This is a genomic window from Streptomyces chengmaiensis (assembly GCF_029846775.1).
Lineage (GTDB): Bacteria > Actinomycetota > Actinomycetes > Streptomycetales > Streptomycetaceae > Streptomyces > Streptomyces chengmaiensis.
This window is the reverse complement of record NZ_JARWBG010000011.1, coordinates 128,083-145,108: the sequence shown is the minus strand read 5'-3', so window position 1 is coordinate 145,108 and position 17,026 is coordinate 128,083. Positions and strand designations below refer to the sequence as shown.

Annotated in this window: 11 protein-coding genes; all 11 read left to right on the top strand. The window is 67.0% G+C overall.

Going from position 1 to position 17,026, the window contains the following annotated elements:
• Positions 1-35 precede the first annotated feature (35 nt).
• A complete protein-coding gene (gene rplK / locus QCN29_RS12445) occupies positions 36-470 on the top strand; it encodes a 50S ribosomal protein L11 (protein WP_067282281.1) in 435 nt (144 codons plus the stop codon).
• A 108-nt stretch (positions 471-578) separates the two neighbouring features.
• Positions 579-1,301 (top strand): 50S ribosomal protein L1, encoded by a 723-nt coding sequence (rplA, locus tag QCN29_RS12440; RefSeq protein ID WP_240135369.1) that lies wholly within the window; start codon positions 579-581, stop codon positions 1,299-1,301.
• A gap of 157 nt (positions 1,302-1,458) precedes the next feature.
• The gene (locus QCN29_RS12435) at positions 1,459-2,415 is read left to right on the top strand and encodes a LolA-like protein (protein WP_279927922.1); all 957 of its coding nucleotides are present in this window, start codon (positions 1,459-1,461) and stop codon (positions 2,413-2,415) included.
• A gap of 296 nt (positions 2,416-2,711) precedes the next feature.
• The gene (gene rplJ / locus QCN29_RS12430) at positions 2,712-3,239 is read left to right on the top strand and encodes a 50S ribosomal protein L10 (RefSeq protein WP_240135367.1); all 528 of its coding nucleotides are present in this window, start codon (positions 2,712-2,714) and stop codon (positions 3,237-3,239) included.
• Between the two features lie 124 nt (positions 3,240-3,363).
• Positions 3,364-3,750, top strand: coding sequence for a 50S ribosomal protein L7/L12 (gene rplL, locus QCN29_RS12425; protein WP_279927921.1), 387 nt, complete (start codon positions 3,364-3,366; stop codon positions 3,748-3,750).
• 536 nt (positions 3,751-4,286) lie between these two features.
• On the top strand, positions 4,287-7,772 hold the full coding sequence (gene rpoB, locus QCN29_RS12420) for a DNA-directed RNA polymerase subunit beta (protein ID WP_279927920.1): 3,486 nt from the start codon (positions 4,287-4,289) through the stop codon (positions 7,770-7,772).
• A gap of 96 nt (positions 7,773-7,868) precedes the next feature.
• Positions 7,869-11,780 carry a DNA-directed RNA polymerase subunit beta' gene (locus QCN29_RS12415; protein ID WP_240135364.1) on the top strand — a complete coding sequence of 1,304 codons (3,912 nt, stop codon included), beginning with the start codon at positions 7,869-7,871 and terminating at the stop codon, positions 11,778-11,780.
• Positions 11,781-12,637: 857 nt separating this feature from the next.
• Entirely contained in the window at positions 12,638-13,009 is a 372-nt protein-coding gene (gene rpsL / locus QCN29_RS12410) for a 30S ribosomal protein S12 (protein WP_003948652.1), read from the top strand.
• 2 nt (positions 13,010-13,011) lie between these two features.
• On the top strand, positions 13,012-13,482 hold the full coding sequence (gene rpsG / locus QCN29_RS12405) for a 30S ribosomal protein S7 (RefSeq protein ID WP_100108597.1): 471 nt from the start codon (positions 13,012-13,014) through the stop codon (positions 13,480-13,482).
• A 38-nt stretch (positions 13,483-13,520) separates the two neighbouring features.
• Entirely contained in the window at positions 13,521-15,647 is a 2,127-nt protein-coding gene (gene fusA, locus QCN29_RS12400; RefSeq protein WP_240135363.1) for an elongation factor G, read from the top strand.
• Positions 15,648-15,803: 156 nt separating this feature from the next.
• The gene (gene tuf, locus QCN29_RS12395; protein ID WP_279927918.1) at positions 15,804-16,997 is read left to right on the top strand and encodes an elongation factor Tu; all 1,194 of its coding nucleotides are present in this window, start codon (positions 15,804-15,806) and stop codon (positions 16,995-16,997) included.
• Positions 16,998-17,026: the final 29 nt, after the last annotated feature.

Here is a 17,026-nt window from a genome sequence, read left to right as displayed (position 1 = left end):
GCGCTGAACACTCTCACTAGGACCCGGAGAGAGCAATGCCTCCCAAGAAGAAGAAGGTCACGGGGCTGATCAAGCTCCAGATCCAGGCCGGCGCCGCCAACCCGGCCCCGCCGGTCGGCCCCGCGCTGGGTCAGCACGGCGTCAACATCATGGAGTTCTGCAAGGCCTACAACGCCGCGACCGAGTCGCAGCGCGGTTGGGTCATCCCGGTGGAGATCACGGTCTACGAGGACCGTTCCTTCACCTTCATCACCAAGACCCCGCCGGCGTCGAGGATGATCCTCAAGGCCGCGGGCGTGGAGAAGGGCTCCGGCGAGCCGCACAAGACCAAGGTCGCCAAGCTGACGCGCGACCAGGTCCGCGAGATCGCCACCACGAAGATGCCCGACCTGAACGCGAACGACCTGGACGCCGCCGAGAAGATCATCGCCGGCACCGCCCGTTCCATGGGCATCACGGTCGAGGGCTGAACGTCCCCGCCTGAGCACGCGGCGGCAGCCGCATGCTCAACACAGTGTGGGAGGGCCACGCGCTGGCCCGGACCACGACTCCACACCCTGAACTGAGCAGGAGAAGAAGTGAAGCGCAGCAAGGCTCTCCGCGGCGCGGACGCCAAGATCGACCGGGAGCGGAACTACGCCCCCCTCGAGGCCGTCCGTCTCGCCAAGGACACCGCCACCACCAAGTTCGACGGCACCGTCGAGGTGGCCCTGCGTCTGGGCGTCGACCCGCGCAAGGCCGACCAGATGGTCCGTGGCACCGTGAACCTCCCGCACGGCACCGGCAAGACCGCCCGGGTCCTGGTCTTCGCGACCGGTGACCGTGCCGAGGCCGCGCGTGCCGCGGGCGCCGACATCGTCGGCGCCGACGAACTCATCGACGAGGTCTCGAAGGGCCGTCTGGACTTCGACGCCGTCGTCGCCACCCCGGACCTCATGGGCAAGGTCGGCCGCCTCGGCCGCGTCCTCGGCCCCCGTGGTCTGATGCCGAACCCGAAGACCGGCACCGTCACCCCCGATGTCGCCAAGGCTGTGAACGACATCAAGGGCGGCAAGATCGAGTTCCGTGTCGACAAGCACTCGAACCTGCACTTCATCATCGGCAAGGTCTCCTTCGACGAGGCCAAGCTGGTGGAGAACTACGGTGCGGCTCTGGAGGAGATCCTCCGTCTGAAGCCGTCCGCCGCGAAGGGCCGCTACATCAAGAAGGCGACCCTGACCACCACGATGGGCCCCGGCATCCCGCTGGACGCGAACCGCACCCGCAACCTCCTCGTCGAGGAGGACCCGGCCGCCGTCTGACACCGACGGCAGCCGCGGGTCTCGCCCTGAGCGAAACGCGCTGAGAAACCGGCCCCCGCCACCTCGCAGAGGTGCGGGGGCCGGTTTTTCGATACGGGGGTGTCGTACGCATGCGCTACGGTGCTGAGGTTCGCGAAAGAAAAACGAGGGGTGGGGCATGAGCATGTCCGCATGGAGGCGCGCGGGCGTCTCACTGACCGCTGCGGTCGTCGTCGCCGGTGTGGCCGGCTGCCAGGGCGGCGGTGACAAGAAGGCCGCCAATGAGCCCGTGGACTCGTCCCGCGGGTCCGTGACCAAGGTCATCACGGCCGCGTACAAGAAGACCGCAGAGGCGAAGTCGGCCAAGGTCCGCATGACGATCTCCGTGCCCGCGGGCGTGGACGGCGCCAAGGGCGGCGAGATGGAGATGTCCGGCGTCCTGGGGTGGGACCCGACGCTCATGGACATCACCGTGAAGGGCGAGGCGCTCACGGCCGCTCCGGACGCTCCCGAGCAGATGCGCATGGTGTGGCTCGACAACGCCATGTACATGGACATGGGCTCCGAGCAGGCCGCCAAGATGGACGGCAAGCAATGGCTGAAGCTGGACATCGCGGCCGCCGCCGAGGCGTCGGGCGACGAGGCGATGCAGAAGCAGCTGACCGCCCAGCTGGAGAACATGAACCAGGACCCGGCCAAGCAGCTGGCGCTGCTGCTCGACTCGCCGAACCTCGAGCACGTCGGGCCGGAGAAGATCGACGGTACGGACACCCAGCACTACAAGGGCACGCTCACCGTCGAGGAGATGCTGAAGTCCAACAACTCGCTCTCCGTCCTCGGCGACGAGGAGCGCGAGGAACTGCTCGCCAAGATGAAGGAGCAGGGCGCCGAGGAGTACGACACCCAGGTCTGGGTCAACGAGGACGGCTACCCCGTCCGCATGGACCTCGGCGTGGACACTCCGCAGGGCACCATGAAGATCACGGCCGACTACTCCGACTACGGCGCCAAGGCCGAGGTCCAGGCGCCGCCCGCCGAAGAGACCTTCGACCTCTTCCAGGAGCTGAAGAAGCTCGGAGAGGGCATGCGGGAGGGCGCCGACGCCTCCGGCGACGAGCCCGTCCTCCAGGGCTGACGGCGACGGGCGTCACTCCCTCGGCCCGATTTGCCTGACCGGGGCCGTTCACGTAGTCTTCCACGGAAGCCAAAGACCGCTGGTTGTCACCGTGCCCGTACGAGGGTATGGAGGCCGAAGGATCCGCTAGCTGCGGACGACCCGCGCAGGTGACTGTGGAAAGCTCCTGAAGAGACCCAAGGTCCGATTCGGTCGAGCTACGCCCCGTGCGCCTGCGCCGGGGCGTTTCGTTTTGCCCAGTCCCCTCCTTCGTCGATCCCGTGCGGTCCGAATCACCCGGAAGGAGGCCGAGGCTCATGGCGACGTCCGACAAGGTCGCAGCCGTCGAGGAGATCACGCAGAAGCTGCGGGACTCCAACGCGGCTGTGGTGACCTCTTACACCGGACTGAGCGTGGCGCAGCTCAAGCAGCTCCGTCGTTCTCTCGGCGAGAACGCTCAGTACCGAGTGGTGAAGAACACGCTGACCAAGATCGCGGCCAAGGAGGCCGGGGTCGAGCTGGACGAGCACCTCAAGGGCTCCACGGCTGTCGCCTTCGTGACCGGTGACCCGGTCGAGGCGGCGAAGGGTCTTCGTGACTTCGCCAAGGAGAACCCCGCGCTCGTCATCAAGGGCGGTGTCCTTGACGGCAAGGCGCTGTCCGCCGACGAGATCAAGAAGCTTGCGGACCTCGAGTCCCGCGAGGTTCTGCTCAGCAAGCTGGCGGGCGCCATGAAGGGCAAGCAGTCCCAGGCTGCCGCGCTCTTCCAGGCGCTTCCCTCGAAGTTCGTCCGCACCGCGGAGGCGCTTCGTGCCAAGCAGGCCGAGCAGGGCGGTGCCGAGTAATTCGGCTCGCGCATTGGCCGCCGTCGTCTAGGTGCGCCTAGCCGGCACGGCCGCAGCGGGCCGAACGTACGCCCGCCTCACATGTACATCCGGCACCAGCCGACTTAGTGGAAGGACCGCCACCATGGCGAAGCTCTCTCAGGAAGACCTGCTCGCGCAGTTCGAGGAGATGACCCTCATCGAGCTCTCCGAGTTCGTGAAGGCGTTCGAGGAGAAGTTCGACGTCACCGCCGCCGCCCCGGCCGCCGTCGTGGCCGCCGGCGCCCCGGGCGCCCCGGCCGCCGAGGCCGTCGAGGAGAAGGACGAGTTCGACGTCATCCTCACCGGCGCCGGCGACAAGAAGATCCAGGTCATCAAGGTCGTGCGTGAGCTGACCTCCCTGGGCCTGAAGGAGGCCAAGGACCTCGTGGACGGCACCCCGAAGCCGGTCCTCGAGAAGGTCGCCAAGGACGCCGCCGAGAAGGCCGCCGAGTCCCTCAAGGGCGCCGGCGCCTCCGTCGAGGTCAAGTGACCCCGTTGAGCTCCTGAGCCGGCCGCTTGCGGCGGCTTGAGACTCGCACCGAAGGGCGATCACCCAACCGGGTGGTCGCCCTTCGGCATGCCCGTGACGTCTGTCTTGCACTCGCCGACATGGCGAGTATGGTGATCTTCGCCGTGCGCCCCGCTCGATGGGGGGCCTTGACGAACCGCACGTAGCGCGCAATTCTCAGGACGCGTCGGCACAACGATCCGTATCCGAGGCATGGATCGCCGACCGGACGGGCAGTATCGAGGTGCGCCACACGGCGCGTGGCTAGCCGCGGAGATGAGAACAACGAGGGTCGTGGATACCCGCACTGGACATCAGTGGGCCAGGTGGCTACACTGACCCTTTGCGCTGCCTGTTAGCTGCTCCCTGCCCGTCACCAGGGGCATGCCCTCGTACGAGCACACCGACCGAAACGGCCCTGACCTGGTCCTTTGACCAGTCGGGAGATGTTCTGTCTCCGTGCCCGACCTGGGACCGGTACGCGCGTAGTGAGTCCGAGCCCTCGGAAGGACCCCCTCTTGGCCGCCTCGCGCAACGCCTCGACCGCGAATACGAACAACGGCGCAAGCACCGCCCCGCTGCGCATCTCCTTTGCAAAGATCAAGGAGCCCCTCGAGGTTCCGAACCTCCTCGCGCTGCAGACCGAGAGCTTTGACTGGCTGCTCGGCAACGCCGCATGGAAGGCTCGTGTCGAGGCGGCTCTGGAGTCCGGACAGGACGTCCCCACCAAGTCCGGTCTGGAGGAGATCTTCGAGGAGATCTCCCCGATCGAGGACTTCTCCGGGTCGATGTCGCTGACCTTCCGCGACCACCGCTTCGAGCCTCCGAAGAACTCGATCGACGAGTGCAAGGAGCGCGACTTCACCTACGCCGCGCCGCTCTTCGTCACGGCCGAGTTCACGAACAACGAGACCGGCGAGATCAAGTCCCAGACGGTCTTTATGGGCGACTTCCCGCTCATGACCAACAAGGGCACCTTCGTCATCAACGGCACCGAGCGTGTCGTGGTGTCTCAGCTCGTCCGCTCGCCGGGTGTCTACTTCGACTCCTCCATCGACAAGACGTCCGACAAGGACATCTTCACCGCCAAGATCATCCCCTCCCGGGGCGCCTGGCTGGAGATGGAGATCGACAAGCGCGACATGGTCGGCGTCCGCATCGACCGCAAGCGCAAGCAGTCCGTCACCGTGCTGCTCAAGGCCCTCGGCTGGACCACCGAGCAGATCCTCGAGGAGTTCGGCGACTACGAGTCCATGCGCGCCACCCTGGAGAAGGACCACACCCAGGGCCAGGACGACGCGCTGCTCGACATCTACCGCAAGCTGCGCCCGGGTGAGCCCCCCACGCGCGAGGCCGCGCAGACGCTGCTCGAGAACCTCTACTTCAACCCCAAGCGCTACGACCTGGCGAAGGTCGGCCGCTACAAGGTCAACAAGAAGCTCGGCGCGGACGAGCCGCTGGACGCCGGCGTGCTCACCGTCGACGACGTGATCGCCACCATCAAGTACCTGGTGAAGCTGCACGCCGGCGAGGTGGAGACGGTCGGCGAGAGCGGCACCCAGATCGTCGTCGAGACCGACGACATCGACCACTTCGGCAACCGCCGTCTGCGCAATGTCGGCGAGCTCATCCAGAACCAGGTCCGCACGGGTCTGGCCCGGATGGAGCGCGTCGTGCGCGAGCGCATGACCACCCAGGACGTCGAGGCGATCACGCCGCAGACCCTGATCAACATCCGGCCGGTCGTCGCCTCCATCAAGGAGTTCTTCGGCACCAGCCAGCTGTCCCAGTTCATGGACCAGAACAACCCGCTGTCGGGGCTCACCCACAAGCGCCGTCTGTCGGCGCTCGGCCCGGGTGGCCTCTCCCGTGAGCGGGCCGGCTTCGAGGTCCGTGACGTGCACCCCTCGCACTACGGCCGCATGTGCCCGATCGAGACGCCGGAAGGCCCGAACATCGGTCTGATCGGCTCGCTCGCCTCGTACGGCCGGGTCAACGCGTTCGGCTTTGTCGAGACGCCGTACCGCAAGGTCGTCGACGGCCAGGTCACCGACGAGGTGGACTACCTGACCGCCGACGAGGAGGACCGCTTCGTCATCGCCCAGGCCAACGCCACTCTCAACGAGGAGCTGCGTTTCGCCGAGGCCCGCGTGCTGGTCCGCCGCCGCGGCGGCGAGGTCGACTACGTGCCGCCGACCGAGGTCGACTACATGGACGTCTCGCCGCGCCAGATGGTGTCGGTCGCCACGGCCATGATCCCGTTCCTGGAGCACGACGACGCCAACCGTGCCCTCATGGGCGCGAACATGATGCGCCAGGCCGTTCCGCTCATCAAGGCGGAGGCCCCGCTCGTCGGCACCGGCATGGAGTACCGCTGCGCCACCGACGCCGGCGACGTCATCAAGGCGGAGAAGGACGGTGTGATCCAGGAGGTCTCGGCCGACTACATCACCGTCGCCAACGACGACGGCACGTACACCACGTACCGCGTCGCCAAGTTCTCCCGCTCCAACCAGGGCACCTCGGTCAACCAGAAGGTGATCGTCTCCGAGGGCGACCGGGTCGTCGAGGGCCAGGTGCTCGCCGACGGTCCGGCCACCCAGCACGGCGAGATGGCGCTCGGCAAGAACCTGCTCGTCGCCTTCATGCCGTGGGAGGGCCACAACTACGAGGACGCGATCATCCTGTCGCAGCGCCTCGTCCAGGACGACGTGCTGTCCTCGATCCACATCGAGGAGCACGAGGTCGACGCCCGTGACACCAAGCTGGGCCCCGAGGAGATCACCCGGGACATCCCGAACGTCTCCGAGGAGGTCCTCGCCGACCTCGACGAACGCGGCATCATCCGCATCGGCGCCGAGGTCGTCGCGGGCGACATCCTGGTCGGCAAGGTCACCCCGAAGGGTGAGACCGAGCTGACCCCGGAGGAGCGCCTGCTCCGCGCGATCTTCGGTGAGAAGGCGCGTGAGGTCCGTGACACCTCGCTGAAGGTGCCGCACGGCGAGACCGGCAAGGTCATCGGCGTTCGCGTCTTCGACCGTGAGGAGGGCGACGAGCTGCCGCCCGGCGTGAACCAGCTGGTCCGCGTCTACGTGGCGCAGAAGCGCAAGATCACCGATGGTGACAAGCTCGCCGGCCGCCACGGCAACAAGGGCGTCATCTCGAAGATCCTGCCGATCGAGGACATGCCGTTCCTGGAGGACGGCACCCCGGTCGACATCATCCTCAACCCGCTGGGTGTGCCGTCCCGAATGAACCCGGGACAGGTGCTGGAGATCCACCTCGGCTGGCTCGCCAGCCAGGGCTGGGACGTCTCCGGCCTCGCCGACGAGTGGGCCCAGCGACTGCAGCACATCGGCGCCGACCAGGTCGAGCCGCGCACCAATGTCGCGACCCCGGTCTTCGACGGCGCCCGTGAGGACGAGCTGGCCGGTCTGCTGGAGCACACCGTCCCCAACCGCGACGGCGACCGCATGGTCCTGCCGTCCGGCAAGGCGCGGCTGTTCGACGGCCGCTCCGGCGAGCCGTTCCCGGACCCGATCTCCGTCGGGTACATGTACATCCTCAAGCTCCACCACCTGGTCGACGACAAGCTGCACGCCCGTTCGACCGGCCCGTACTCGATGATCACCCAGCAGCCGCTGGGTGGTAAGGCCCAGTTCGGTGGCCAGCGCTTCGGTGAGATGGAGGTGTGGGCGCTGGAGGCATACGGCGCCGCCTACGCCCTCCAGGAGCTGCTGACCATCAAGTCCGACGACGTCACCGGCCGAGTGAAGGTCTACGAGGCCATCGTCAAGGGCGAGAACATCCCGGAGCCCGGCATCCCCGAGTCCTTCAAGGTGCTCATCAAGGAGATGCAGTCCCTGTGCCTCAACGTGGAAGTGCTCTCGTCGGACGGCATGTCCATCGAGATGCGCGACACCGACGAGGACGTCTTCCGCGCTGCGGAGGAGCTCGGTATCGACCTGTCCCGGCGCGAGCCGAGCAGCGTCGAAGAGGTCTGACGGGCCTGGCCGGGGCTCCCACCCATGAGAGCCCCGGCCGGCCCCGGGCCCGTACAGACCATTGATTGACACGACCCTGAGAGGGATTGACGCATAGTGCTCGACGTCAACTTCTTCGACGAGCTGCGGATCGGCCTGGCGACCGCGGACGACATCCGACAGTGGTCCCACGGCGAGGTGAAGAAGCCGGAGACCATCAACTACCGCACGCTCAAGCCCGAGAAGGACGGACTCTTCTGCGAGAAGATCTTCGGTCCTACCCGGGACTGGGAGTGCTACTGCGGCAAGTACAAGCGTGTGCGCTTCAAGGGCATCATCTGTGAGCGGTGCGGTGTCGAGGTCACCCGCGCCAAGGTGCGCCGTGAGCGGATGGGCCACATCGAACTGGCCGCGCCGGTCACCCACATCTGGTACTTCAAGGGTGTCCCCTCGCGCCTGGGCTACCTGCTGGACCTCGCGCCGAAGGACCTGGAGAAGGTCATCTACTTCGCCGCGTACATGATCACGTACGTGGACGAGGAGCGCCGTACGCGCGATCTGCCCTCGCTGGAGGCCCATGTCTCCGTCGAGCGCCAGCAGATCGAGAACCGCCGCGACGCCGACCTGGAGGCCCGCGCCAAGAAGCTCGAGACCGACCTGGCCGAGCTGGAGGCCGAGGGCGCCAAGGCCGATGTGCGCCGCAAGGTGCGCGAGGGCGCCGAGCGTGAGATGAAGCAGCTGCGCGACCGCGCGCAGCGCGAGATCGACCGGCTCGACGAGGTGTGGAACCGCTTCAAGAACCTCAAGGTCCAGGACCTCGAGGGCGACGAGCTGCTCTACCGCGAGCTGCGCGACCGCTTCGGCACCTACTTCGACGGCTCGATGGGCGCCGCCGCGCTGCAGAAGCGCCTGGAGTCCTTCGACCTGGAGGAGGAGGCCGAGCGCCTCCGCGAGATCATCCGCACCGGCAAGGGGCAGAAGAAGACCCGTGCGCTCAAGCGCCTCAAGGTCGTCTCCGCCTTCCTGCAGACCTCCAACAGCCCCAAGGGCATGGTGCTGGACTGCGTCCCGGTGATCCCGCCGGACCTGCGTCCGATGGTGCAGCTGGACGGTGGCCGCTTCGCGACCTCCGACCTGAACGACCTGTACCGCCGCGTCATCAACCGCAACAACCGCCTCAAGCGTCTCCTTGACCTCGGCGCCCCCGAGATCATCGTGAACAACGAGAAGCGGATGCTGCAGGAGGCCGTCGACGCGCTGTTCGACAACGGCCGCCGCGGCCGCCCGGTCACGGGCCCCGGCAACCGCCCGCTGAAGTCGCTGTCCGACATGCTCAAGGGCAAGCAGGGCCGCTTCCGTCAGAACCTCCTCGGCAAGCGAGTCGACTACTCGGCCCGTTCCGTGATCGTCGTCGGCCCGCAGCTCAAGCTGCACCAGTGCGGCCTGCCGAAGGCGATGGCGCTGGAGCTGTTCAAGCCGTTCGTGATGAAGCGCCTGGTCGACCTGAACCACGCGCAGAACATCAAGAGCGCCAAGCGCATGGTCGAGCGCGGCCGCACGGTCGTGTACGACGTGCTGGAAGAGGTCATCGCGGAGCACCCGGTTCTGCTGAACCGCGCGCCCACGCTGCACCGCCTCGGCATCCAGGCCTTCGAGCCGCAGCTGGTCGAGGGCAAGGCCATCCAGATCCACCCGCTGGTCTGCACCGCCTTCAACGCGGACTTCGACGGCGACCAGATGGCCGTGCACCTGCCGCTGTCCGCGGAGGCGCAGGCCGAGGCCCGCATCCTGATGCTGTCCTCGAACAACATCCTCAAGCCGGCCGACGGCCGTCCGGTGACCATGCCGACCCAGGACATGGTGCTGGGCCTGTACTTCCTCACCTCCGAGGAGGAAGAGCGCGAGGTCGTCGGCGAGGGCCGGTCGTTCAACTCGACCGCCGAGGCGATCATGGCCTTCGACGCCCGGGAGCTGTCGCTCCAGGCGAAGGTCGACATCCGCTTCCCGGTGGGCGCCATCCCGCCGCGCGGCTGGACGCCTCCGGCCGAGGAGCAGGGCGAGGACGCCATCACCGCTCCGTGGCAGCAGGGCGACAGCTTCCGGCTGCGCACCACCCTGGGCCGTGCGCTCTTCAACGAGCTGCTGCCCGAGGACTACCCGTTCGTCGACTACGCGGTCGGCAAGAAGCAGCTCTCCGAGATCGTCAACGACCTCGCCGAGCGCTACCCGAAGGTCATCGTGGCGGCGACGCTCGACAACCTGAAGGCGGCCGGCTTCTTCTGGGCGACCCGCTCCGGCGTCACCGTGGCCATCTCCGACGTCGTCGTCCCCGAGGCGAAGAAGGAGATCGTCGCCAAGTGGGAGGCCGCGGACGAGAAGATCCAGAAGCAGTACGAGCGCGGTCTGATCACCAAGGACGAGCGGACCCAGGAGCTCATCGGCATCTGGACCAACGCGACCAACGAGGTCGCCGAGGCCATGACCGTGAACTTCCCGAAGACCAACCCCATCTTCATGATGGTCAACTCGGGTGCTCGCGGAAACATGATGCAGATGCGTCAGATCGCCGGTATGCGTGGTCTGGTGTCCAACGCGAAGAACGAGACCATCCCGCGGCCCATCAAGGCGTCCTTCCGCGAGGGTCTGTCCGTGCTGGAGTACTTCATCTCGACCCACGGCGCCCGTAAGGGTCTCGCGGACACCGCTCTGCGTACCGCCGACTCGGGTTACCTGACCCGTCGTCTCGTCGACGTCTCCCAGGACGTGATCATTCGCGAGGAGGACTGCGGCACCGACCGCGGTCTGAAGCTGCGGATCGCCGACCGGGGCGCCGACGGCGCCCTGCGCAAGGCGGAGAACGTCGAGACGTCCGTGTACGCGCGCATGCTCGCCGAGGACGTCGTCGTCGACGGCAAGGTCATCGCGCCGGCCAATGTCGACCTGGGCGATGTGCTCATCGAGCAGCTCGTCGCCGCGGGCGTGGAGGAGGTCAAGACCCGCTCGGTCCTGACCTGCGAGTCCGCGGTCGGCACCTGTGCGTACTGCTACGGCCGTTCGCTGGCCACCGGCAAGCTGGTCGACATCGGTGAGGCGGTCGGCATCATCGCCGCCCAGTCCATCGGTGAGCCGGGCACCCAGCTGACGATGCGTACCTTCCACACCGGTGGTGTGGCCGGTGACGACATCACCCAGGGTCTGCCCCGTGTCGTCGAGCTCTTCGAGGCCCGTACCCCCAAGGGTGTGGCCCCGATCTCCGAAGCCGCGGGCCGGGTCCGCATCGAGGAGACCGAGAAGACCAAGAAGATCATCGTCACCCCGGACGACGGCAGCGACGAGACGGCGTTCCCGATCTCGAAGCGCGCCAAGGTCCTGGTGAGCGAGGGCGACCACGTCGAGGTGGGCCAGAAGCTCACCTTCGGTGCGACCAACCCGCACGACGTGCTGCGCATCCTCGGCCAGCGCGCGGTCCAGGTCCACCTGGTCGGCGAGGTCCAGAAGGTCTACAACTCGCAGGGTGTGTCGATCCACGACAAGCACATCGAGATCATCATCCGGCAGATGCTGCGCCGGGTGACGATCATCGAGTCCGGCGACGCCGAGCTGCTGCCGGGCGAGCTGGTGGAGCGGTCGAAGTTTGAGACCGAGAACCGCCGGGTCGTCACCGAGGGCGGGCACCCCGCCTCCGGCCGTCCGCAGCTGATGGGCATCACCAAGGCCTCGCTGGCCACCGAGTCGTGGCTGTCGGCGGCGTCCTTCCAGGAGACGACCAGGGTCCTGACCGACGCGGCGATCAACGCCAAGTCGGACTCCCTGATCGGCCTCAAGGAGAACGTCATCATCGGTAAGCTCATCCCGGCCGGTACGGGGCTGTCCCGCTACCGCAACATCCGGGTGGAGCCGACCGAGGAGGCGAAGGCCGCGATGTACTCGGCCGTCGGGTACGACGACATCGACTACTCGCCGTTCGGCACGGGCTCCGGCCAGGCCGTTCCGCTGGAGGACTACGACTACGGTCCGTACAACCAGTAAGGCGTACGTCTGAGCCAAGGGCGGGCATCCTGTGCGGGTGCCCGCCCTTTGGCGTTGCGGCGCCTGGAGTGCGGGGCTCCATCCCCTGACGAGGGGCTTCGCCCTGTACCCGGTAGCGCCGGGGCTTCGCCCCCGGCGCGGGGGTGCGGGGCGTCGGCGGGCGCCTCGTAACGCCGGGGCTCTGCGCTGTGCCTCGGAGTGCTGGGACTTCGCCCCCGGCTCGCGCAGCCGCGCGGCCGCGCGGTGAAGGCGTCCTTCGTGCGGGTGCCGGGGTGACACCCCCGGCCGCTGCCCGCGGGGGCTCCGCCCCTGGATGCCGGAGGCGGGCCGTCGTTCCGGCTCCTCCATCGCAGGTTCCCTCCGCTTCCCGGGAGGTGGCCTGCGGGCCGAGCGGGTGCAGGGGGATAGCCCGTGGCCGCTGCGCCGCGGGGCTCTGCCCCTGTGCCCGGGAGGCGGCTGCGCTTCGTGCGCGATGCGGTGTGGGCGGGTTCAAGGGCGTCGGCCCTTGGACGTCCTGCGCCCCGCTGCCGTCCGCTCGCGCCAGGCCGGGGCCATTCGTCCCCGTATCCACCCGCGGGCCGCCTACCCGCCGGGAGGGCTGCCCGCCCGAGACCTCCCGCGCGTGGGCATTTGTTTTGACCGAAGGGAATGCGGTAGGTACGCTCAGACCTTGTGCCTGGGGTGTGCCTTGGCTCGTCTGCGTGTCTACAGCCGCACGGCGAGCCTCGATCGGCCACCGCAATCCGCCACTTTCGCTGCCTTCGGCGGCGGCGGGCAGGATTCGACACACCCGACCGCGTGGGTCGGCGACGTTCCAGGTTAGTTTTACTACACGGCACACAGAAACCGGAGAAGTAGTGCCTACGATCCAGCAGCTGGTCCGGAAGGGCCGGCAGGACAAGGTCGAGAAGAACAAGACGCCCGCACTCGAGGGTTCCCCTCAGCGCCGCGGCGTCTGCACGCGTGTGTTCACGACCACCCCGAAGAAGCCGAACTCGGCCCTCCGTAAGGTCGCGCGTGTGCGTCTGACCTCCGGCATCGAGGTCACGGCCTACATTCCGGGTGAGGGACACAACCTGCAGGAGCACTCCATCGTGCTCGTGCGTGGTGGCCGTGTGAAGGACCTGCCGGGTGTTCGCTACAAGATCATCCGCGGTTCGCTTGACACCCAGGGTGTCAAGAACCGCAAGCAGGCCCGCAGCCGCTACGGCGCCAAGAAGGAGAAGTAAGAATGCCTCGTAAGGGCCCCGCCCCGAAGCGCCCGGTCATCATCGACCCGGTTTACGGTTCTCCTCTGGTGACCTCGCTGATCAACAAGATCCTGCTCAACGGCAAGCGGTCCACCGCTGAGCGCATCGTCTACGGCGCCATGGAAGGCCTCCGCGAGAAGACCGGCAACGACCCGGTCATCACGCTGAAGCGCGCCCTCGAGAACGTCAAGCCGGCGCTCGAGGTCAAGTCCCGCCGTGTCGGTGGCGCCACCTACCAGGTCCCGGTCGAGGTCAAGCCCGGCCGTGCCTCCACTCTCGCGCTGCGCTGGCTCGTGGGCTACTCCCGCGCCCGTCGTGAGAAGACCATGACCGAGCGCCTGATGAACGAGTTGCTGGACGCCTCGAACGGCCTCGGCGCCTCGGTCAAGAAGCGCGAGGACACGCACAAGATGGCCGAGTCCAACAAGGCCTTCGCGCACTACCGCTGGTAGTCGCACCCACATCGAGACCGAGAGAAGACTGAAGCCTTATGGCTACCACTTCGCTTGACCTGGGCAAGGTCCGCAACATCGGGATCATGGCCCACATCGACGCGGGCAAGACGACCACCACCGAGCGGATCCTGTTCTACACCGGTGTTTCTTACAAGATCGGTGAGGTTCACGACGGCGCTGCCACGATGGACTGGATGGAGCAGGAGCAGGAGCGCGGCATCACCATCACGTCCGCCGCGACGACCTGCCACTGGCCGCTCGAGGACGTCGACCACACCATCAACATCATCGACACCCCGGGTCACGTCGACTTCACCGTCGAGGTGGAGCGTTCGCTCCGCGTCCTCGACGGCGCCGTGACCGTGTTCGACGGTGTCGCCGGTGTGGAGCCGCAGTCCGAGACCGTCTGGCGTCAGGCGGACCGCTACGGCGTGCCGCGTATCTGCTTCGTCAACAAGCTCGACCGGACCGGCGCGGAGTTCCACCGCTGCGTCGACATGATCGTGGACCGCCTGGGCGCGACCCCGATCGTGATGCAGCTGCCGATCGGCGCCGAGGCGGACTTCAAGGGCGTCGTCGACCTCGTCCGCATGAAGGCTCTTGTGTGGTCCGCCGAGGCCACCAAGGGTGAGATGTACGACGTCGTCGACATCCCGGCCACGCACGCCGAGGCTGCCGAGGAGTACCGCGGCAAGCTCGTCGAGACCGTCGCCGAGAACGACGAAGAGATCATGGAGCTGTACCTGGAGGGCCAGGAGCCCACCGAGGAGCAGCTGTACGCCGCGATCCGTCGTATCACCATCGCCTCCGGCAAGGGCGGCGACACCACGGTCACCCCCGTGTTCTGCGGCACCGCGTTCAAGAACAAGGGCGTGCAGCCCCTGCTCGACGCGGTCGTGCGCTACCTCCCCTCCCCCCTGGACGTCGAGGCCATCGAGGGCCACGACGTGAAGGACCCGGAGAAGGCCGTCGCGCGCAAGCCGTCCGACGACGAGCCGCTGGCCGCTCTCGCCTTCAAGATCGCGAGCGACCCGCACCTCGGCAAGCTCACCTTCATCCGGGTCTACTCGGGTCGCCTGAACGCCGGCACCGCGGTGCTGAACAGCGTGAAGGGCAAGAAGGAGCGCATCGGCAAGATCTACCGCATGCACGCCAACAAGCGTGAGGAGATCGAGTCGGTGGGCGCGGGCGACATCGTCGCCGTCATGGGCCTGAAGCAGACCACCACCGGTGAGACGCTGGCCGATGACAAGAACCCGGTGATCCTGGAGTCCATGGACTTCCCGGCGCCGGTCATCCAGGTCGCCATCGAGCCCAAGTCCAAGGGTGACCAGGAGAAGCTGGGTGTCGCCATCCAGCGGCTCGCGGAGGAGGACCCCTCCTTCCAGGTTCACTCGGACGAGGAGACCGGCCAGACCATCATCGGTGGTATGGGCGAGCTTCACCTCGACGTGCTCGTCGACCGTATGAAGCGCGAGTTCAAGGTCGAGGCCAACGTCGGCAAGCCGCAGGTCGCGTACCGCGAGACGATCCGCAAGACCGTCGAGCGTGTGGACTACACCCACAAGAAGCAGACCGGCGGCACCGGCCAGTTCGCCAAGGTGCAGATCGCGATCGAGCCGATCGACGGCGGCGACGCCTCGTACGAGTTCGTGAACAAGGTCACCGGTGGCCGCATCCCCAAGGAGTACATCCCCTCGGTGGACGCGGGCGCTCAGGAGGCCATGCAGTTCGGCATCCTGGCGGGCTACGAGATGACGGGCGTGCGCGTCACGCTCATCGACGGCGCCTACCACGAGGTCGACTCCTCCGAGCTCGCCTTCAAGATCGCCGGTTCGCAGGCCTTCAAGGAGGCCGCGCGCAAGGCGTCCCCGGTTCTCCTCGAGCCGATGATGGCCGTCGAGGTCACCACGCCCGAGGACTACATGGGTGAAGTCATCGGTGACATCAACTCCCGCCGTGGCCAGATCCAGGCCATGGAGGAGCGTGCCGGCGCCCGCGTCGTGAAGGGCCTGGTGCCGCTGTCGGAGATGTTCGGCTACGTCGGCGACCTCCGCAGCAAGACCTCGGGTCGCGCAAGCTACTCGATGCAGTTCGACTCCTACGCCGAGGTTCCCCGGAACGTCGCCGAGGAGATCATCGCGAAGGCCAAGGGCGAGTAACTCACCCGAGTACACGCTTTAGGCTTATCACCGGCAGGCCTCAAGGGGGTGTTCCCTCCGTATCCCGGAGGGAACACCCCGGGCCCCGGCATCCCAGCAAAGATCACCTGGCGCCGATGAGTAAGGCGTACAGAACCACTCCACAGGAGGACCCCAGTGGCGAAGGCGAAGTTCGAGCGGACTAAGCCGCACGTCAACATCGGCACCATCGGTCACATTGACCACGGTAAGACGACCCTCACGGCCGCCATTACCAAGGTGCTGCACGACGCGTACCCGGACCTGAACGAGGCCTCGGCCTTCGACCAGATCGACAAGGCTCCTGAGGAGCGCCAGCGCGGTATCACCATCTCCATCGCGCACGTCGAGTACCAGACCGAGTCGCGTCACTACGCCCACGTCGACTGCCCCGGTCACGCGGACTACATCAAGAACATGATCACCGGTGCTGCCCAGATGGACGGCGCCATCCTCGTGGTCGCCGCCACCGACGGCCCGATGCCGCAGACCAAGGAGCACGTGCTCCTGGCCCGCCAGGTCGGCGTGCCGTACATCGTCGTCGCCCTGAACAAGGCCGACATGGTGGACGACGAGGAGATCCTGGAGCTCGTCGAGCTCGAGGTGCGTGAGCTCCTCTCCGAGTACGAGTTCCCGGGCGACGACGTTCCGGTCGTCAAGGTCTCCGCTCTGAAGGCCCTTGAGGGCGACAAGGAGTGGGGCGAGTCCGTCCTCAACCTGATGAAGGCCGTCGACGAGGCCATCCCGTCCCCGGAGCGCGACACCGACAAGCCGTTCCTGATGCCGATCGAGGACGTCTTCACGATCACCGGTCGCGGTACGGTCGTCACCGGCCGTATCGAGCGTGGTGTCCTGAACGTCAACGAGACGGTCGACATCATCGGCATCAAGCCGGAGAAGACCACCACCACGGTCACCGGCATCGAGATGTTCCGCAAGCTGCTGGACGAGGGCCGGGCCGGTGAGAACGTCGGTCTGCTCCTCCGCGGCATCAAGCGCGAGGACGTCGAGCGCGGCCAGGTCATCATCAAGCCGGGCTCGGTCACCCCGCACACCGAGTTCGAGGCCCAGGCCTACATCCTGTCGAAGGACGAGGGTGGCCGCCACACCCCGTTCTTCAACAACTACCGCCCGCAGTTCTACTTCCGTACCACGGACGTGACCGGCGTGGTGACCCTCCCCGAGGGCACCGAGATGGTCATGCCGGGCGACAACACCTCCATGTCCGTCCAGCTGATCCAGCCGGTCGCCATGGAGGAGGGCCTGAAGTTCGCCATCCGCGAGGGTGGCCGGACCGTCGGCGCCGGCCAGGTCACCAAGATCGTCAAGTGAATCTCTTGACTGTCTTCAGGGCCTGAAGC